General features: G+C 64.3%; 17 protein-coding genes and 1 other RNA gene. 6 read left to right on the plus strand and 12 right to left on the minus strand.

Features of this window, described 5'->3' with window-relative positions:
- Window positions 1–2 precede the first annotated feature (2 nt).
- The 4 genes from AC3WRR_RS14120 to cmk all read right to left on the minus strand — a co-directional run bounded on the left by AC3WRR_RS14120 (window position 3) and on the right by cmk (window position 3,616).
- Complete coding sequence (locus AC3WRR_RS14120) at window positions 3–359, minus strand: LapA family protein (RefSeq protein ID WP_010812952.1); 357 nt, start codon at window positions 357–359, stop codon at window positions 3–5.
- A gap of 274 nt (window positions 360–633) precedes the next feature.
- Window positions 634–1,056 carry an integration host factor subunit beta gene (locus AC3WRR_RS14125; protein WP_010812953.1) on the minus strand — a complete coding sequence of 141 codons (423 nt, stop codon included), beginning with the start codon at window positions 1,054–1,056 and terminating at the stop codon, window positions 634–636.
- A gap of 30 nt (window positions 1,057–1,086) precedes the next feature.
- Window positions 1,087–2,781 carry a 30S ribosomal protein S1 gene (gene rpsA, locus AC3WRR_RS14130; protein WP_010812954.1) on the minus strand — a complete coding sequence of 565 codons (1,695 nt, stop codon included), beginning with the start codon at window positions 2,779–2,781 and terminating at the stop codon, window positions 1,087–1,089.
- Between the two features lie 166 nt (window positions 2,782–2,947).
- Window positions 2,948–3,616: a (d)CMP kinase gene (gene cmk, locus AC3WRR_RS14135; RefSeq protein WP_010812955.1), complete on the minus strand. Its 669-nt coding sequence runs from the start codon at window positions 3,614–3,616 to the stop codon at window positions 2,948–2,950.
- A 126-nt stretch (window positions 3,617–3,742) separates the two neighbouring features.
- Between cmk and AC3WRR_RS14140 the strand changes: the two genes are divergently transcribed.
- Window positions 3,743–3,979, plus strand: coding sequence for a DUF2061 domain-containing protein (locus AC3WRR_RS14140; protein ID WP_010812956.1), 237 nt, complete (start codon window positions 3,743–3,745; stop codon window positions 3,977–3,979).
- On the opposite strand, the gene aroA is transcribed toward AC3WRR_RS14140, so the two are convergent.
- The 7 genes from aroA to gyrA form a co-directional block, all read right to left on the minus strand.
- Window positions 3,976–5,280, minus strand: a complete 1,305-nt coding sequence (gene aroA / locus AC3WRR_RS14145) for a 3-phosphoshikimate 1-carboxyvinyltransferase (protein ID WP_439668635.1) — start codon at window positions 5,278–5,280, stop codon at window positions 3,976–3,978. The two genes, AC3WRR_RS14140 and aroA, sit on opposite strands and share 4 nt — an antisense overlap.
- A 41-nt stretch (window positions 5,281–5,321) precedes the next feature.
- A complete protein-coding gene (locus AC3WRR_RS14150) occupies window positions 5,322–6,218 on the minus strand; it encodes a prephenate dehydrogenase (protein WP_011614700.1) in 897 nt (298 codons plus the stop codon).
- Between the two features lie 108 nt (window positions 6,219–6,326).
- On the minus strand, window positions 6,327–7,454 hold the full coding sequence (gene hisC, locus AC3WRR_RS14155) for a histidinol-phosphate transaminase (protein WP_010812959.1): 1,128 nt from the start codon (window positions 7,452–7,454) through the stop codon (window positions 6,327–6,329).
- Between the two features lie 28 nt (window positions 7,455–7,482).
- Complete coding sequence (gene pheA, locus AC3WRR_RS14160) at window positions 7,483–8,643, minus strand: prephenate dehydratase (RefSeq protein ID WP_010812960.1); 1,161 nt, start codon at window positions 8,641–8,643, stop codon at window positions 7,483–7,485.
- A gap of 108 nt (window positions 8,644–8,751) precedes the next feature.
- Complete coding sequence (gene serC / locus AC3WRR_RS14165) at window positions 8,752–9,909, minus strand: 3-phosphoserine/phosphohydroxythreonine transaminase (protein WP_051398460.1); 1,158 nt, start codon at window positions 9,907–9,909, stop codon at window positions 8,752–8,754.
- Between the two features lie 159 nt (window positions 9,910–10,068).
- Window positions 10,069–10,632: a DUF2059 domain-containing protein gene (locus AC3WRR_RS14170; RefSeq protein ID WP_010812962.1), complete on the minus strand. Its 564-nt coding sequence runs from the start codon at window positions 10,630–10,632 to the stop codon at window positions 10,069–10,071.
- A 94-nt stretch (window positions 10,633–10,726) separates the two neighbouring features.
- Window positions 10,727–13,393, minus strand: coding sequence for a DNA gyrase subunit A (gyrA, locus tag AC3WRR_RS14175; protein WP_011614697.1), 2,667 nt, complete (start codon window positions 13,391–13,393; stop codon window positions 10,727–10,729).
- 433 nt (window positions 13,394–13,826) lie between these two features.
- Here gyrA and ompA point away from each other — a divergent pair, with 433 nt between their 5' ends.
- The 4 genes from ompA (at window position 13,827) to ssrA (ending at window position 16,477) form a co-directional block, all read left to right on the plus strand.
- Window positions 13,827–14,480: an outer membrane protein OmpA gene (ompA, locus tag AC3WRR_RS14180; RefSeq protein ID WP_010812964.1), complete on the plus strand. Its 654-nt coding sequence runs from the start codon at window positions 13,827–13,829 to the stop codon at window positions 14,478–14,480.
- Window positions 14,481–14,605: 125 nt separating this feature from the next.
- Window positions 14,606–15,364 carry a bifunctional 2-polyprenyl-6-hydroxyphenol methylase/3-demethylubiquinol 3-O-methyltransferase UbiG gene (ubiG, locus tag AC3WRR_RS14185; protein ID WP_010812965.1) on the plus strand — a complete coding sequence of 253 codons (759 nt, stop codon included), beginning with the start codon at window positions 14,606–14,608 and terminating at the stop codon, window positions 15,362–15,364.
- Window positions 15,361–16,035 (plus strand): phosphoglycolate phosphatase, encoded by a 675-nt coding sequence (gph, locus tag AC3WRR_RS14190; protein ID WP_010812966.1) that lies wholly within the window; start codon window positions 15,361–15,363, stop codon window positions 16,033–16,035. Before ubiG ends, gph begins: the two co-directional genes overlap by 4 nt.
- Before the next feature lie 83 nt (window positions 16,036–16,118).
- Window positions 16,119–16,477, plus strand: a transfer-messenger RNA (tmRNA) gene (gene ssrA, locus AC3WRR_RS14195).
- Here ssrA and AC3WRR_RS14200 read toward each other — a convergent pair.
- On the minus strand, window positions 16,442–16,627 hold the full coding sequence (locus tag AC3WRR_RS14200) for a hypothetical protein (protein ID WP_153018154.1): 186 nt from the start codon (window positions 16,625–16,627) through the stop codon (window positions 16,442–16,444). The genes ssrA and AC3WRR_RS14200 overlap by 36 nt on opposite strands.
- A 162-nt stretch (window positions 16,628–16,789) precedes the next feature.
- On the opposite strand from AC3WRR_RS14200, the gene AC3WRR_RS14205 reads away from it, so the two are divergent.
- The gene (locus AC3WRR_RS14205; RefSeq protein ID WP_010812967.1) at window positions 16,790–17,011 is read left to right on the plus strand and encodes a hypothetical protein; all 222 of its coding nucleotides are present in this window, start codon (window positions 16,790–16,792) and stop codon (window positions 17,009–17,011) included.
- The last annotated feature ends 91 nt before the right edge of the window (window positions 17,012–17,102 follow it).

Genomic DNA, 17,102 nt, shown 5'->3' on the forward strand with positions numbered 1-17,102 from the left:
GATCAGACCTTCGGGCCGACTACGTTATAGGGAACAGGTTTGCCGTCGCGCGGCGCGGCGGCGGCTGCCGACGTTGGCGACGGCGGCGATGCCGCTGACGCGCTCGCCTGCGCGCCGGCATCGGCCAGGGCGCGGCGCAGCCGGGCAAGCTCCATGCGCTGGCGCATCAGGTTGGGCGCGATCGATGCCAGTGCCGCGACCGCGCCGAGCACGAAGGCCGCGAACAGGATCAGGATCAGCGGGGCATGCCAGACGGCGTTGAAGAACAGCTGCAGCGAGGCTTCGGCGGTATTGCGCAGCGCCAGCACGAACAGCAGCACGAATACGACGATGCGGACGATCCAGGCGAACAGTTTCATGCGGTTGGCAGCGTTTCAGCGTGACGTGGAAGCGGCACCGGCGCACTCGCGCGAGGTCCGGCAAAGACCCCGGCATTGTAACGGATACACTTCACCTATTCGGTAACCGGGCCGTAATGCGGCCCGGGCTGCGGCCCGGCGCCAGACGCCGGCAAGCCGCTTGCGCACGATGCGCCACCCGTCTCGGTGCGCACGCAAGGCCGGCAGCAATAAAAAAAGCGCCCCTAAGGGGGCGCTTTTTTCAACCACACAAGCAGCAGGCAAAACCCGGCAATCAGGAAGAGCGGACAAAATTCAGCCCACCCTCGTGCAATCCCGCCGCTGCGGCGGGAGCGCTGCCCTGGCCTACCTTGCCCGGCACGGCCTGGGCCGTGCCGGCGGCATGACCGTTGCCATTGGCGCCCGGAGGCGCCGGCTGGCTGCGGTCAACCCGTTCGCGCAATTCCTTGCCCGCCTTGAAGTGCGGCACCCGTTTTTCGGGCACCAGCACACGCTCGCCGGACTTGGGATTGCGCCCCACGCGAGGCGGACGCTTGTTCAGACCAAAACTGCCGAATCCGCGAATCTCGATGCGGTGGCCATCGGCCAACGCCTCGGACATCGCGTCGAGTATCGTTTTGACCGAGATGTCCGCGTCCCGCAGCAGCAGCTGGGGGAAGCGGGCAGCCAGTTTTTCGACGAGCTCCGACTTGGTCATGGGCATACGCGCAAGCGCGGGGGCCTGCGATTACTGGTTGTCCTGGCCGAGCTTGGCCTTCAGCAGGGCGCCGAGGTTGGTCGTGCCAGCCGTGCCAGTGTCAGCCTGGAACTTCTGCATCGCTTCTTGCTGCTCTGCGCTGTCCTTGGCCTTGATCGACAGGTTGATGTTGCGCGACTTGCGGTCGACGTTCACCACCAGGGCGGTGATCTGCTCGCCTTCCTTCAGCACGTTGCGGGCGTCTTCCACGCGGTCAGCGGAGATTTCCGAAGCACGCAGGTAGCCTTCCACATCGTCAGCCAGCTGGACCACGGCGCCCTTGGCGTCAACCGCCTTGATGGTGCCCTGAACCAGCGAACCCTTGTCGTTGGCCGAGATGAAGTTGTTGAACGGATCGCCCGACAGCTGCTTGATGCCCAGCGAGATGCGTTCCTTGTCGACGTCGATGCCCAGAACCACGGCTTCGACTTCGTCGCCCTTCTTGTACTTGCGAACGGCTTCTTCGCCAGTCTCTTGCCACGACAGGTCCGACAGGTGCACCAGGCCGTCGATGCCGCCCGGCAGGCCGATGAACACGCCGAAGTCGGTGATCGACTTGATCTGGCCGGCCAGCTTGTCGCCCTTCTTGTGGTTACGCGAGAAATCGTCCCACGGATTGGCCTTGCACTGCTTCATGCCCAGGCTGATACGACGCTTGTCTTCGTCGATATCCAGCACCATGACTTCGACTTCGTCGCCCAGCTGGACAACCTTGGACGGGGCAACGTTCTTGTTGGTCCAGTCCATTTCCGACACGTGCACCAGGCCTTCGATGCCGGCTTCGATCTCGACGAACGCGCCGTAGTCGGTCAGGTTGGTCACCTTGCCGAACAGGCGGGTGCCTTGCGGGTAGCGACGCGAGATGCCAACCCACGGATCTTCGCCCAGCTGCTTCACGCCCAGCGAGACGCGGTTCTTTTCCTGGTCGAACTTGAGGATCTTGGCGGTGATTTCCTGGCCAACCGACAGCACTTCGCTCGGGTGGCGGACACGGCGCCAGGCCAGGTCGGTGATGTGCAGCAGGCCGTCAATGCCACCCAGATCCACGAACGCGCCGTAGTCGGTGATATTCTTGACGATACCGTTGACGATGGCGCCTTCCTTCAGGGTTTCCATCAGCTTCTGGCGCTCTTCGCCCAGGGTCGCTTCGACCACGGCGCGGCGCGACAGCACCACGTTGTTGCGCTTGCGATCCAGCTTGATGACCTTGAATTCCAGGGTCTTGCCTTCGTACGGGGTGGTGTCCTTGATCGGGCGCACGTCAACCAGCGAACCCGGCAGGAACGCGCGGATGCCGTTGACCATCACCGTCAGGCCGCCCTTGACCTTGCCGGTCACGGTACCCGAGATGATCTCGCCGTCTTCCAGCGCCTTCTCGAGGTTCAGCCACGATGCCAGGCGCTTGGCCTTGTCGCGGGAGAGGATGGTGTCGCCATAGCCGTTCTCGAGCGCATCGATGGCCACGGAGACGTAGTCGCCGGCCTGCACTTCGAGTTCGCCCTGGTCGTTCAGGAACTCCTCCACCGGCACGAATGCCTCGGACTTGAGGCCGGCATTGACGACCACGAAATTGTGGTCGATGCGCACGACTTCAGCGGAGATCACTTCGCCAGCCTTCATATTGGAGCGGGCGACGGATTCCTCGAACAGTGCGGCAAAGGATTCGTTAGTTTGCAGGTCGGACATAAACGTAAGGTGAAATCCGCAATACGCTGGCCGGCGCGACTATCGCGCTCAGTCTGCCAGTGCAGCGGGGTCAGGTTTGACACAAGCCAGCCACAAGTCTTGCCCGGGCTGGCGCCATCTGGTGCCGTCGGGGTACGCCGCTTCTACTGATGCGCCCGCATGCATCTCATGCATCGGGCCGCACAGCGGCAAACCACTCCAGCACCTGCGCCACTGCCTGGTCCACCGTCATATCGGAGGTATCCAGCAGCTTTGCATCCTCGGCGGGACGAAGCGGCGCGGCGGTGCGGGTGCGATCCCGTACATCGCGCGCTTCAAGGTCACGCAAAAGGTCTTCAATATTAGCAGAAATTCCCTTATCAATCAATTGTTTATAGCGCCTGCGAGCGCGCGCCTCAACACTTGCGGTCAGGAACACCTTGAGCGGCGCATCCGGGAAGATCACGGTGCCCATGTCGCGGCCGTCGGCGACCAGCCCGGGCAGCTTGCGGAAGCTGCGCTGCAGCTGGGTCAGCGCATCGCGCACCGGCTGGTGCACGGCGATGGCCGAGGCCCGGTTGCCGATCGCCTCGGCACGGATTGCCAGGCTGACTTCCTCGCCTTGCAGCCAGACGCGGTCAGGGCCGAACTTCACATCGAGGCGGGAAGCGATCTTTGCAAGCGCGTCCACGTCCGCCAGGTCAATCCCGGCGCGGTCGCTGGCCAGCGCCACGAGCCGGTACAGGGCGCCGCTGTCGAGCAGGTGAAAGCCCACGGCGTCCGCAACCTTGTGCGCGACAGTGCCCTTGCCCGAGGCAGTCGGCCCGTCAATGGCGATGACGTTGACGATAGTCATTGTTTATAAAGCCAAAAGAAACGATTGATTGTGAATTCAATTGAGAATCATTATTATTTGATTCATGGCGCTTGACCGCAGCCGCGGCACAGTGCCCTTCCCGTCCCAGTCGCGAGGCAATCTAACATGGCAAAAACCCTGACGTTCGGCATCATGCACCTCGGCATCGCGTTCAGCGTGACGTATGCGCTGACCGGCAGCCTCGCCATCAGCGGTGCCATCACCTTCATCGAGCCGGCCGTCAATACCGTGGCCCACTACTTCTTCGACCGCTACTGGGAGAAGCGCGAGCGCCGCCAAGCCGGGACTGCCCGCAATCATGCCCCGGCGCAGCGCAACCACGCCAACCTGGCCGGCGCCTAGCCGGTCACGCCCGCAAACACGCTGAAGTAATCCGGGAACGTCTTCGCCACACAGCCCGGATCATTGATCCGCACCGGCAGCGGCCCGAAGGCTGCCAGCGAGAAGCACATCGCCATGCGATGGTCATCATAGGTGCCAATGCCGTCGGCCGGAGTCTGCCACGGCTGCGGCGGCGTCACACGCAGGTAGTCTGCCCCCTCTTCCACGAGTGCGCCGAGCTTGCGCAGTTCCGTCGCCATCGCCGCGATACGGTCCGTTTCCTTGACGCGCCAGCTGGCGATATTGGTCAGCGTAGTCGTGCCTTCGGCAAACAGTGCTGCCACCGCCAGCGTCATCGCCGCATCGGGGATATGGTTGCAGTCCAGTTCGATGCCGTGCAGGCGCCCGTCGTCGCGTTCCGTGCCGCGCACTTCGATCCAGTTGTCACCTGCCATCACATTGGCGCCCATGCGGTTGAGCGCCTCGGCGAAGCGCACATCGCCCTGGATGCTGGCCATGCCCACGCCTTCCACCCGGACCGGGCCACCGCCGATCGCGCCGGCCGCCAGGAAGTAGGAAGCGGACGACGCATCGCCCTCGACAAAGATCTCGCCCGGCGAGCGGTAAGCTGCGCCGGCCGGCAGCACGAAGCGCTCCCAGCCCTGCCGCTCGATCTTGATGCCGAAGCGCGCCAGCAGGTTCAGCGTGATCTCGATATACGGCTTGGAGATCAGCTCGCCCACCACCTCGATCTCGATGCGGCCGCTGTCGGATTGCGCCATCGGCAGGCTCATCAGCAGCGCGGTCAGGAACTGGCTCGACACATCGCCGCGCACGCGGATCGGCGCATCGATGCGAATGCCGGCCGGCTGGATATGCAACGGCGGAAAGCCTTCATTGCCAAGGTAGTCGATCACGGCGCCCACCTGGCGCAGGCCGTCGACCAGGTCGCCGATTGGCCGCTCATGCATGCGCGGCACGCCCGACAGCTTGTAGTTGCCGCCCTGCAGCGCAAGCGCGGCAGTCAGCGGGCGGATCGCGGTGCCGGCATTGCCCATGAAGAGCTCGGCCGACTTGTTCGGGAAATTGCCGCCGGCGCCGGTGACAATGTAGTCGTCGCCTTCCTGCCGCCACGCCACGCCGAGCGTGCGCAACGCCTGCAGCATCACGCGGGTGTCGTCGGAATCGAGCAGATCGCGCACGCGGGTCTCGCCCGTGGCCAGTGCGGCCAGCAGCAGCACGCGGTTGGAGATGCTCTTCGAGCCCGGCAGCCGGACGGTGCCGTTGGCGCGGGTCAGGGGGCCTAGCGTCAGGTGTTCCATGGTTCTCGTGGGCGCCGGGGCGCCGCGGTCAGGCGATTGGTTCAGGGTTCGGTATGGTTGCCCGCGGCACGCTCTGCGCCCCAGGCCAGCCGGGTCTTGCTGGCGCGCGCGAAGATGCGTTCGAGCGCGTCGCCGTCGCCCTTCTCAATCTGCGCCTTCAGGTGCGCCAGCACCGACTGGTAGGTATTCAGCTCACGCAGCAGCGCGTCGCGGTTGGCCACGCAGATATCGCGCCACATTTCCGGCGACGAGGCCGCGATGCGCGTGAAATCGCGGAAACCGCCGCCGGCGAAGCCCAGCTTCAGCGCGGCATCTTCCGCATTGGCGACCTGCGCCACCAGCGCGTACGACAGCACGTGCGGCAGGTGGCTGACCGCGGCAAACACCGCGTCGTGCTGCACTGCCGACATCACATGGCATTCTGCGCCGGCGCTTTCCCACATGGCGCGCACCGCGGCGACATCGGCGCGCGAGTTTTCCTGCAGCGGGCACAGCACGGTCTTCTTGCCGAGGTACAGGTCCGGCAGCGCCGCCTCCACGCCGTTGAGCTCGCGCCCGGCGATCGGGTGTGCCGGCACGAACTGCGCGACCTTGTCGCCGAGCGCCGTCTTGGCCGCCATGATCACGTCTGACTTGGTGCTGCCGGCATCGGTGACGATGGTGCCCGGCTGCAGGTGCGGCTCCAGCGCGTGCAGCAGCGCAAAGTTCTGCGCCACCGGCGCGCACAGCACGATCACGCTGGCGCCGCGCGCGGCATCCGCCAGCGTCGCGGCCTCGTCGATCACGCCAAGGTCCAGCGCCTTCTGCAGCGACGCCGGCGAGCGCCCCACCCCGACCACCGTGCCCACCACGCCGGCGCGCCTGAGCGCCAGCGCGAGCGAGCCGCCGATCAGGCCGACACCGACAATGACAACACGGGAAAAATGCAATGCACTCACAATCTCAGGCCGCTAGGGGCAGTGGCTCGGACCAGGCCGAGGTAAATCGATGATTGGCAACGAGGCAGGCAAGCAGCCTGCAGCGAAACGCCGCGATTGTAGCCGCGCTCACGCCAGCGCCCGCTCCAGCGCCGCGATGAAGGCCGCGTTCTCCTCGGCCAGGCCGATGGTCACGCGCAGCCAGCGCGGCAGGTTGTAGTTGCCCACCGGCCGCACGATCACGCCCTGCTTCAGCAACGCCAGGTTGACGCGCGCGCCGGCGCCGTCGTCATCGCCCACGCGCACCATCACGAAGTTGCCGGACGACGGCACGTATTCCAGCCCGAGCCGGTCGAAGGCATCGGTCAGCTGGCGCTTGCCGGCACGGTTCAGCTCGGCGCTGCGGCGCAGGAACCCGGCATCGCCCAGCGCGGCGATGGCCGCGGCCTGCGCCACGCTGTTGACGTTGAACGGCTGGCGGATGCGGTTCAGCAGGTCCGACAGCTCCGGCTGCGCCACCGCGTAGCCGATGCGCAGGCCCGCCAGGCCATAGGCCTTGGAGAACGTGCGCGACACCATCAGGTTCGGGTAGCGGCGCACCCAGGCGAGCGAATCGTATTGCTGGTCGGCATCCAGGTATTCGTTGTACGCCTCGTCCAGCACCACCACCACATTGGCCGGCACCCGCTGCAGGAAGGCTTCGATCTGCGCGGCCGGCACGAACGTGCCGGTCGGGTTGTTCGGGTTGGCGATAAAGACCAGGCGCGTATCGGGCGCGATCGCCGCGGCCATCGCCTCCAGATCATGGCCGTAGTCGCGCGCGGGCACTTCGATGGCGCGTGCGCCGATCTCCTGCGTGGCCAGCGCGTAGACCGCGAACGAGTACTCGGCATAGACGATCGACTGACCCGGCTCCACCAGCGCATGCGCGGCCAGCTCCAGGATGTCGTTGCTGCCATTGCCCAGCGTCAGCCAGTCGGCGGGCACGCCGAAGCGCGCCGACAGCTCGCCCTTCAACGCAAAGCCGTTGGAATCCGGGTAGCGGCCGAGTTCAGCCACCGCATCGGCCACCGCGCGGCGGGCCGACTCGGGCATGCCGAGCGGATTCTCATTGGAGGCGAGCTTGACGATGCCGGCCTCGTCCAGGCCGAACTCGCGCGCGACTTCCGAAATCGGCTTGCCGGCCACGTACGGCGAAATCGCCCGCACATAGCCGGGTCCGAACACCGTGCCGCCTTGCTTACCCTGCTCTGCCATCTCGTCTCCTTGTTCTTGCCTGGCTGCCTTACTTGCTCGACGGATACGAGCCCAGCACCTTCAGGTAAGCCGCGTTGCGCCGCAGCTCTTCGATGGCGCGCGCCACTGCCGGCTCATGCTGGTGCCCTTCCACATCGACGTAGAAGTAGTACTCCCACGCGCCGCTGCGCGCCGGGCGCGACTCGAAGCGGCACATCGACACACCGTTCTCCGCCAGCGGCGCCAGCAGCTGGTACACCGCGCCGGCCTTGTTAGGTACCGACAGGATCATCGAGGTCTGGTCGCTGCCCGACGGCTCGGTCTCATAGCGGCCAATCACGGCAAAGCGCGTGCGATTGTGCGGATCGTCCTGGATATGCGTGCGCACGATATGCAGGTGATAGCGGTTGGCGGCGGACTCGCCGGCAATCGCGGCCACGGTCGGATCTTCGCTGGCCATGCGCGCGGCCTCGGCATTGCTCGACACCGCCTGGCGCTCCAGGTGCGGATAGTTGGCGGTCAGCCAGTGCTGGCACTGCGCCAGTGCCTGCGCATGCGCGCGCACCACCGTGACGCCCTGCATGTCGGGCGTGGATGCCATCAGGTTGTGGTGCACCTTGAGCGCGATCTCGCCGCTGATCTTCAGCGAGGTCTGCAGGAACAGGTCGAGCGTGCGCGACACCGCGCCCTCGGTGGAGTTCTCGACCGGCACCACGCCGTACTCGACCGTGCCCGCCTCGACGGCACGGAACACCTCGTCGATGCTCGGGCAAGGCACGCCCGACACCTCATGGCCGAAGTGCGCATACAGCGCCTGCTCGGAGAACGTGCCGGCCGGGCCGAGGAAAGCCACTTCCAGCGGCTTTTCCAGCCCGCGGCAGGCGGACATCACCTCGCGCCAGATCGCCGCAACGCTTTCGCCCAGCAGCGGGCCGGGGTTGGCGCCCTGCACCTTGCGGATCACCTGCAGCTCGCGCTCCGGGCGGAACACCGGCGCACCGTACTTCTTCTTGACCTCACCGACCTCGAGTGCCAGTTTGGCGCGGCGGTTCAGCATCGCCAGCAGTTCGCGGTCAACGGTGTCGATCTGCTCGCGCAGCGGGCTCAGCTCGACCGACAGCTTGCGCTCGGCTTCGCTCAGGTGGCTGTCGTTCTGCTGCTCGTTGGGCGGCGTCTCCTCGCGCGCGGGGGTGCGGTCTTGGCTTGTCATTTTGTATGAATCCGGTGGGCCGCCGGGGCGCGGCGGCCGGAGAAAAACTGACCTCTGCCTGCCGGCGCACTGTGCCTGAGGTGCGCGGGCAGCCAGCGGGAATGCGCGTCAGGCGGACGTACGCTCGAACTCGCGCATGAAATCGACCAGCGCCATCACGCCTTCCAGCGGCATCGCGTTATAGATGCTGGCGCGCATGCCGCCAACGGTCTTGTGTCCCTTGAGTTGCACCAGGCCGTTGGCCCGCGCCTGTTGCAGGAACACTTCATTGCGCGATTCGTCGCCCAGGAAGAACGGCACGTTCATGCGCGAGCGGCAGCTCGGATGGATCTCGTTGCGATAGAAATCGCTCTGGTCCAGGTAGTTGTACAGCGCCGACGCCTTGGCGATATTGCGCTGCTCGATCGCGGGCACGCCGCCCTGGCGCTTGAGCCACTTGAAGACCAGGCCGGCGATATAGATCGCATAGGTCGGCGGCGTGTTGTACATCGAGTTGTGCTCGGCCACCAGGCGCCAGTTGAATGCCGACGGGCACAGCGGGTGGGCATGGCCGATCAGGTCGTCGCGCACGATCACGATGGTGACGCCGGCCGGGCCGATATTCTTCTGCGCGCCGCCGTAGACCACCTGCACGCGCGACCAGTCGATCGGGCGCGACAGGATATGGCTGGAAGCATCCGCCACCACCACGCGGTCGCCCTTGACCTGGCCGATATCGGGAATGTCCTGAAACTCCACGCCGACGATGGTCTCGTTGGTGCACAGGTGCACGTAGCCGGCATCGTCCGACAGCTTCCAGTCAGCAATGTCGGGGATGCGGTGGAATTTCTCCGCCTCGCTGGTGGCCGCGATATTGACCGCGCCATAGCGGCGGGCTTCCTGCTCGGTCTTGACCGACCAGGTGCCGGTGACGACGAAATCGGCCTTGGGCTGCTCGGCGCTGCGCAGCCGCATCAGGTTCAGCGGCACGATGGCGTTTTCGCCAATGGCGCCACCTTGCAGGAACAGCACCTTGAAATTGGCGGGGATGTGCAGCAACTCGCGCAGGTCAGCGATCGCTTCGTTATGGATGCTTTCGAATTCGCGGCTGCGGTGGCTCATTTCCATCACCGAAACCCCGGTCCCGTGCCAGGACAGCATCTCCTCGGCAGCCTGCTGCAGCACTTCGGCGGGCAGCGCCGCCGGGCCAGGGGAGAAGTTGTAGACACGTTCGGCTAATGCACGCTGCATCATGCCGGCAAGAGCGGGATTCTGGGGATCGTTCATGAGACGGGGAATGGAAAAATGGCTGCCGGTGTTACCCAAGCAGCCATTATCCCTCAAACCCGCGCCCCGTTGGGCACCCGGGGCCAGGCCCCGGGGCCGCACTTGCCTGCAAGGCTGCAGGCGGACGGCGGTCTGATTCAGTGGCGGATCACGCCAGCATCACTTCGAAGCGGCGGTGATTTCCTTCTCTGCGGCGTCGCGCATCGACTTGCCGACCTGCGGGCCGTACTTCTGCATCATCGAACCCCAGATCTCCTGGGTCGCCTTGCCCTGGTTGGCCATGAACTTCTGGCCGGTCGGCGACTTCAGGAAGGTGGTCAGGTCCTTGAGTTCCGCCGTCGAGTAGTACTTGCCGAAGGCATCGTAGTGCGCCTGGATCGCGTCCTTGCGGAAGCCATCGGTGCTGAAGGCCGAGCCGGCGCCGTCAACCATGCGCTGGACCGCGCCGTTCTTCTTCAGCTTTTCGACAGCGGCCTGCTTCTGCTTGTCGTTCAGGGTCTTGTTCTCGACCAGCACTTGTTCCAGCACTAGCGGAGCTTCCTGCTTGGCGCCTTGCTGCCAGTTTTCGGCCTGGCCCTTGACAGCCTGGTCTGCCTGCATGACGGAAAGCAGTTCCTTGATGGCTGCTGTCTTTTCCGCATCCTGCGCATGGGCGTGCTGCGCCATCATGAAGGTCGGAACGAAAGCGGCCAGAACTGCGATACGTCGATAGGTTTTGAGCATTGTGACTCCCTGGTAAATACGTCCGTTTTAGTCCGGACAGCCGCGACGCGAGTTCCGGCGGGCGTCCTATTGTTGCAACAATTTACGATTTGTCTTACGGATTAGCGTCCAAGTCGGCCCCGGCAGCACCTTCTGCACCGTCGGCGTCTTCAGCCTCGTCGCCACCGGCACCGTTATCGGCATCGCTTTCGACGATGCGCTGCAGCCCGGACAACTTGGTGCCTTCGTCAACGTTGATCAGCGTGACACCCTGCGTGGCGCGGCCCATTTCGCGGATTTCAGCCACGCGGGTACGGATCAGCACGCCACCGGTGGTGATCAGCATGATCTCATCCTCGGGCGAAACCAGTGCTGCCGCCACCACACGGCCATTGCGCTCGCTCGTCTGGATCGCAATCATGCCCTTGGTGCCGCGACCGTGTCGAGTGTACTCAGCAATGGGGGTGCGCTTGCCGTAGCCGTTCTCGGTCGCGGTCAGCACGCTGCCGCGCATGCCCGCCTCAGCCTCTTCGGCGGTCTCGGCCGGCGCCACCAGCATGGCGATCACGGTCTGGCCGTCTTCCAGGTTCATGCCGCGCACGCCGCGCGCCTGGCGGCCCATCGGACGCACGTCGTTCTCGTCGAAGCGCACGGCCTTGCCGGCATCGGAGAACAGCATCACATCGTGCTGGCCGTCGGTCACGGCCGCGCCGATCAGGTAGTCGCCCTCGTCCAGGTCGACCGCGATGATGCCGGCCTTGCGCGGATTGGAGAACTCGGTCAGCGCGGTCTTCTTGACCGTGCCGCGGGCGGTGGCCATAAAGATGAAGTGCTCGGCGTCAAACTGCTTGACCGGCAGGATCACATTGATCTTCTCGCCTTCGGACAGCGGGAACATGTTGACGATCGGGCGCCCGCGCGAGTTGCGCGAGCCCTGCGGCACCTCATACACCTTCAGCCAGTAGAGCCGGCCGCGGTTGGAGAAGCACAGGATGTAGTCGTGGGTATTGGCCACGAACAGCGTGTCAATCCAGTCGTCTTCCTTGGTCGCTGCCGCCTGCTTGCCGCGTCCGCCACGCTTTTGCGCGCGGTACTCGGAAATCGGCTGGCTCTTCATATAGCCGCTGTGCGACAGCGTGACCACCATGTCCTGCGGGGTGATCAGGTCTTCGGTGTCCAGCTCGGTCGCGTTCAGCTCGATCTGCGAACGGCGCTCATCGCCGAATTCGGCGCGGATAGCGGTGAGTTCGTCGACGATGATTGCAGTAATACGCTCCGGCCGCGCCAGGATATCCAGCAGGTCGGTGATTACCGCCATGATGTCGCGATATTCCTGGACGATCTTGTCCTGTTCGAGCCCGGTGAGGCGTTGCAGGCGCATTTGCAGGATTTCCTGCGCCTGGCCATCCGACAGGCGGTACAGGCCGTCTGCCTGCATGCCGAACACCGGCGGCAGCCCGTCCGGACGATAGGAGGCGCGGCCGCCCGGGGTCTCGCCTTCGGCGCGCGCAAGCATTTCGCGGACCAGGGCCGAATCCCATGCCTTCGCCATCAGTTCCTGCTTGGCGATCGGCGGAGTCGGTGCGGCCTTGATGATGGCGATGAATTCGTCGATGTTGGCCAGCGCGACGGCCAGGCCTTCCAGCACGTGGCCGCGCTCGCGCGCCTTGCGCAGCTCGAATACCGTGCGGCGGGTGACGACTTCTCGCCGGTGCGCCAGGAAGTACTCCAGCATCTGGCGCAGGTTCAGCAGGCGCGGCTGGCGGTCGACCAGCGCCACCATGTTCATGCCGAAGGTGTCCTGCAGCTGGGTGTTCTTATATAGGTTGTTGAGAACAACCTCGGGCACCTCGTTGCGCTTGAGCTCGATCACCACGCGCATGCCGGACTTGTCCGACTCGTCGCGGATGTCGGAAATGCCCTCGATCTTCTTTTCAGTGACCAGTTCGGCGATGCGTTCGAGCAAGGTGCGCTTGTTGACCTGGTAGGGCAGCTCGTCGACGATGATCGCCTGGCGCTGGCCGCGGTCGATGTCCTCGAAGTGCGTCTTGGCCCGCATCACCACGCGGCCGCGGCCGGTGCGATAGCCTTCGCGAACGCCCTGGATGCCATAGATAATCCCGGCGGTCGGAAAATCAGGCGCCGGAATCAATTCAATCAGTTCATCCACCGTCGCCTGCGGGTTGCGCAGCAGGTGCAGACAGCCATCGACGATTTCATTCAGGTTATGCGGCGGGATATTGGTGGCCATGCCCACCGCAATACCGGACGAACCGTTGATTAGCAGATTGGGAATACGCGCCGGCAGGATCGAAGGCTCTTTTTCAGAGCCGTCGTAGTTGCTGTCGAAATCGACGGTTTCCTTGTCGATGTCGAACAGCATCTCGTGGGCGATTTTCGCCAGGCGGATTTCGGTATAACGCATGGCCGCGGCGTTATCGCCGTCGACCGAACCGAAATTACCCTGGCCGTCGACCAGCATGTAGCGCAGCGAGAAGTCCTGCGCCATGCGGACGATGGTGTCGTAGACTGCGGTATCGCCGTGCGGGTGATACTTACCGATCACATCACCGACGATACGGGCCGACTTCTTGTAGGGTCGGTTCCAGTCGTTGTTAAGCTCGTGCATCGCAAACAGCACGCGCCGGTGCACCGGTTTCAGGCCGTCCCGCACATCAGGAAGCGCCCGGCCCACGATCACGCTCATGGCGTAATCGAGATAGGAGCGGCGCATTTCCTCTTCGAGGGAGACCGGAAGGGTTTCTTTTGCGAATGGATCCATTGCGGCGTGGTTTATGCGGCAGGTTTAAGCGAATGACAGGCCCTTTAGCGCGCGGCACAGTGGGCGCCTGACGGCTGGGCAACGTGTCATTCTAACATGCCGCCACCCCCCGCCTGCCGCTCTCCGGACAGCCCTTGCGCACACCTCCCGAGGCCCTCGCTGAAACCCGGAATCCCTGATGCCACAAGGCTTTGCGGGCGACACAAGACCTATGTTGCACAAACACCACAGGCCCAAAACCCATGCGGCGAATCGAATATATTTACTTCTTAGGAAACGACCCTTGTGGCACAATTCCCCAGCGAAGAGCCAGACATTGTTCGAAGTGGAGCATCCACCACATCGAGAATGTTATACTCCGAAGAATGTATGACTTGTTTTCGTCCATTTGCTCGCAGTAACCCTGCGGTGATCTCATCCTGAGAGGAGAAATATGAAAAAATTTGCCAAGCTCGCGCTCGTTGCAGCTACCGCAGTAATGGCTGCATCCGCTCAAGCTCAGTCCGTCCCTTATGAAAAGAAGGCAGTGAACGACAACTGGGGCAACGGTACGAGCGAGTACGTGTGGAAGAATGGCACGAACGAGCTCTGCTGGCGCGACAGCTCCTGGACCCCGGCCACCGCCAACGCGCTGTGCGACGGCGCCCTGGCCCCGGCCGCACCGGCACCGGCACCGGCTCCGGTGGCTCCTCCGGTCGTCTCGAGCGAGAAGGTCACTTTCGCTGCTGACACCCTGTTCGACTTCGACAAGGCTGTCCTGAAGCCGGAAGGCAAGGCCAAGCTGGACGACCTGGTCTCGAAGCTGCAAGGCATCACCCTGGAAGTCATCATCGCCGTTGGCCACACCGACTCGTTCGGTTCGGACAAGTACAACGATCGCCTGTCGATCCGTCGTGCTGAATCGGTCAAGGCTTACCTGGTGAGCAAGGGCGTTGAAGCCAACCGCGTCTACACCGAAGGCAAGGGCAAGCGCCAGCTGAAGGTCGATCCGAAGTCGTGCAAGGGCAACCGCAAGTCCCAGATCGCCTGCCAGCAGCCGAACCGCCGCGTGGAAGTCGAAGTGGTCGGCACCCGCAGCGCACGTTAATCGGATTCTTTCCGACGACGAAAGGCCCAGCGCAAGCTGGGCTTTTTTTTTGGTACAGTTGCCCGGACTGTCCCTCTCTTCCCTTCACACCGCCGGCGCGGCTAGTGCCGCCGGCCCCGCATACGATGACGTTGCAATCGCAAACCCTTTCCGCAGCCGGCGCCGCCAATCAGGACCTGCCGCGCGGCAATGCCGATCCGAAGGAAATCGACAAGTTCAGCGAACTGGCCCACCGCTGGTGGGACCCGGAAAGCGAGTTCAAGCCGCTGCATGAGCTGAACCCGCTGCGCCTGCGCTGGATCGACGGCATCGCCGGTCTGGCCGGCAAGCGCGTGGTCGACGTGGGTTGCGGCGGCGGCATCCTGTCCGAAAGCATGGCACGCCTGGGCGCCACGGTGCGCGGTATCGATCTCTCGACCAAGGCACTGAAGGTAGCGGACCTGCACAGCCTGGAGACCGGGGTTGCCGTGACCTACGAAGAGATCGCCGCAGAAGCGCTGGCCGCACGTGAACCGGCCAGCGTCGATGTGGTGACCTGCATGGAGATGCTGGAGCACGTGCCGGATCCGGCGTCGATCGTGCAAGCCTGTGCCACGCTGGTCAAGCCCGGCGGCTATGTGTTCTTCTCGACCATCAACCGCAACCTGAAGGCCTACCTGCTGGCCATCGTCGGCGCGGAGTATGTGCTCAACATGCTGCCGCGCGGCACGCACGACTACGACAAGTTCATCACGCCGTCCGAGCTCGCGCGCTTTGCCCGCCAGGCCAGGCTGGACCTGGTGGAAATGCGCGGCATGACCTACAACCCGCTGTCGCAGGTGTATGCGCTGGGCAGCGACACCGATGTGAACTACATGATGGCGTTCCGCCGGGTGGCAGCATGAGCGCCGGCATCGCAGGGGTCTTCTTCGACCTCGACGGCACGCTGGCAGATACCGCGCCGGACCTGGCGGCGGCGGCCAACCGGCTGGTCGTCGAGCGCGGCCAGGCGCCGGTGGCCTATGAAAAACTGCGTCCCGTCGCCTCGCACGGCGCGCGTGGACTGCTGGGTGCAGCCTTCGGCCTGCGTCCGGAGGATGCAGAGTTCCCGGCGCTGCGCGATGTCTTCCTGGACTACTACGAGGCCGACATCGCGGTGCACACGCGCCTGTTCGACGGCATGCCGCAAGTGCTGGCCGCGCTCGAGGCAGCGGGCATCCCGTGGGGCATCGTCACCAACAAGATCGCCCGCTTCACCGTGCCGTTGGTCGCCGCGATCGGCCTGGCCCCGCGCGCCAGCGCGGTCGTCAGCGGCGACACCACGCCCCACGCCAAGCCGCACCCCGCCCCGCTGCTGCATGCCGCGGCAAGCGCCGGCGTCGACCCGCGCCAGTGCGTCTATGTGGGCGATGACCTGCGCGACATCCAGGCCGGCAAGGCCGCCGGCATGATCACCGTCACAGCCGCCTATGGCTATTGCGGCGACGCCGAGCCGCCCGAGACCTGGGGCGCCGACCACCTGATCCGCCACCCGGCCGAGCTGATCCCGCTGCTGTTGCCCGCCGTGGTCGCCTGATTGTGTCGCAGGGGTATCCTGGCCGTTCCCGGAACTCCCCGCGACAGCTTGCGTCCAACCGGGTACAATCCAGCTTCCTCACTGGGGCCGACCTGGTTTCGACGTGGGTTACAAAGCAGTGGAGGGCATACCGAGGACCCGTCACCTCGTTAATCAATGGGAATGCAATAACTGCTAACGACGAACGTTACGCACTGGCCGCTTAATTGCGGCCGTCCTCGCACTGGCTCGCTGACGGGCTAGGGTCGCAAGACCACGCGAGGTCATTTACGTCAGATAAGCTCCGGAAGGGTCACGAAGCCGGGGACGAAAACCTAGTGACTCGCCGTCGTAGAGCGTGTTCGTCCGCGATGCGCCGGTTAAATCAAATGACAGAACTAAGTATGTAGAACTCTCTGTGGAGGGCTTACGGACGCGGGTTCGATTCCCGCCGGCTCCACCAGTATTCAGTCCGATGCAGCACCTGCAGGTCTAGAAACCCGCGATAGCCGAAGGCTTCGCGGGTTTTTTCTTTGGCAGCGGATACCCCGCCATCTGTTTTCCAGGACGGTAACCAAATCGCACCGCAGCCTTTGCAGTTGTTTACAGTCATGTCCCCAGCCCTGGCCTACGCTGGAATCGCTGCAGGCCGGGCCATGCACGGCATCAGCATCACAGTGCTCCACAGGCGGACGCCTGGCACCGGCTCCCCGTTGCCAGGCCCTTTCTCCACGCCGGCGCGACCGCACATCGTCCACAAGAAACGGAGTTGGCGATGCCAATCAAGTCCATCGAGGTCATCCTCACCCGAGACGCGCAGTGGGCCCTGGAATACGACCCCGACAACCCGGGACCGGTCTACCCGTCACGCGATGCCGCGATTGCCGCAGGCCTGCAGCTGGCGATGACCCACGATGCCGTCCTGACCATTCATGGCATCAATGACAAATCGGACGCGTTCGATTTCAGGGAATTGCACGTCCCTTTGCTCCATTGATGGTTGGTGCTATCAGCGCGCAGTGGAAAGCAACATCCCCAGAATTGGGGATGCCCGGATCGCGTAGCGGCACCATCATGGTATGCGGGCG

It is taken from the genome of Cupriavidus sp. FW305-3-2-15-C-LB2 (assembly GCF_058787575.1).

What these genes read in the sequence shown, in the direction of transcription:
- AC3WRR_RS14120 (WP_010812952.1), bottom strand. Translation starts at nt 359, where the DNA reads ATGAAACTGTTCGCCTGGATCGTCCGCATCGTCGTATTCGTGCTGCTG.
- AC3WRR_RS14125 (WP_010812953.1), bottom strand. Translation starts at nt 1,056, where the DNA reads ATGACCAAGTCGGAGCTCGTCGAAAAACTGGCTGCCCGCTTCCCCCAG.
- rpsA (WP_010812954.1), bottom strand. Translation starts at nt 2,781, where the DNA reads ATGTCCGACCTGCAAACTAACGAATCCTTTGCCGCACTGTTCGAGGAA.
- cmk (WP_010812955.1), bottom strand. Translation starts at nt 3,616, where the DNA reads ATGACTATCGTCAACGTCATCGCCATTGACGGGCCGACTGCCTCGGGC.
- AC3WRR_RS14140 (WP_010812956.1), top strand. Translation starts at nt 3,743, where the DNA reads ATGGCAAAAACCCTGACGTTCGGCATCATGCACCTCGGCATCGCGTTC.
- aroA (WP_439668635.1), bottom strand. Translation starts at nt 5,280, where the DNA reads ATGGAACACCTGACGCTAGGCCCCCTGACCCGCGCCAACGGCACCGTC.
- hisC (WP_010812959.1), bottom strand. Translation starts at nt 7,454, where the DNA reads ATGGCAGAGCAGGGTAAGCAAGGCGGCACGGTGTTCGGACCCGGCTAT.
- pheA (WP_010812960.1), bottom strand. Translation starts at nt 8,643, where the DNA reads ATGACAAGCCAAGACCGCACCCCCGCGCGCGAGGAGACGCCGCCCAAC.
- serC (WP_051398460.1), bottom strand. Translation starts at nt 9,909, where the DNA reads ATGAACGATCCCCAGAATCCCGCTCTTGCCGGCATGATGCAGCGTGCA.
- AC3WRR_RS14170 (WP_010812962.1), bottom strand. Translation starts at nt 10,632, where the DNA reads ATGCTCAAAACCTATCGACGTATCGCAGTTCTGGCCGCTTTCGTTCCG.
- gyrA (WP_011614697.1), bottom strand. Translation starts at nt 13,393, where the DNA reads ATGGATCCATTCGCAAAAGAAACCCTTCCGGTCTCCCTCGAAGAGGAA.
- ompA (WP_010812964.1), top strand. Translation starts at nt 13,827, where the DNA reads ATGAAAAAATTTGCCAAGCTCGCGCTCGTTGCAGCTACCGCAGTAATG.
- ubiG (WP_010812965.1), top strand. Translation starts at nt 14,606, where the DNA reads ATGACGTTGCAATCGCAAACCCTTTCCGCAGCCGGCGCCGCCAATCAG.
- gph (WP_010812966.1), top strand. Translation starts at nt 15,361, where the DNA reads ATGAGCGCCGGCATCGCAGGGGTCTTCTTCGACCTCGACGGCACGCTG.
- AC3WRR_RS14200 (WP_153018154.1), bottom strand. Translation starts at nt 16,627, where the DNA reads ATGACTGTAAACAACTGCAAAGGCTGCGGTGCGATTTGGTTACCGTCC.
- AC3WRR_RS14205 (WP_010812967.1), top strand. Translation starts at nt 16,790, where the DNA reads ATGCCAATCAAGTCCATCGAGGTCATCCTCACCCGAGACGCGCAGTGG.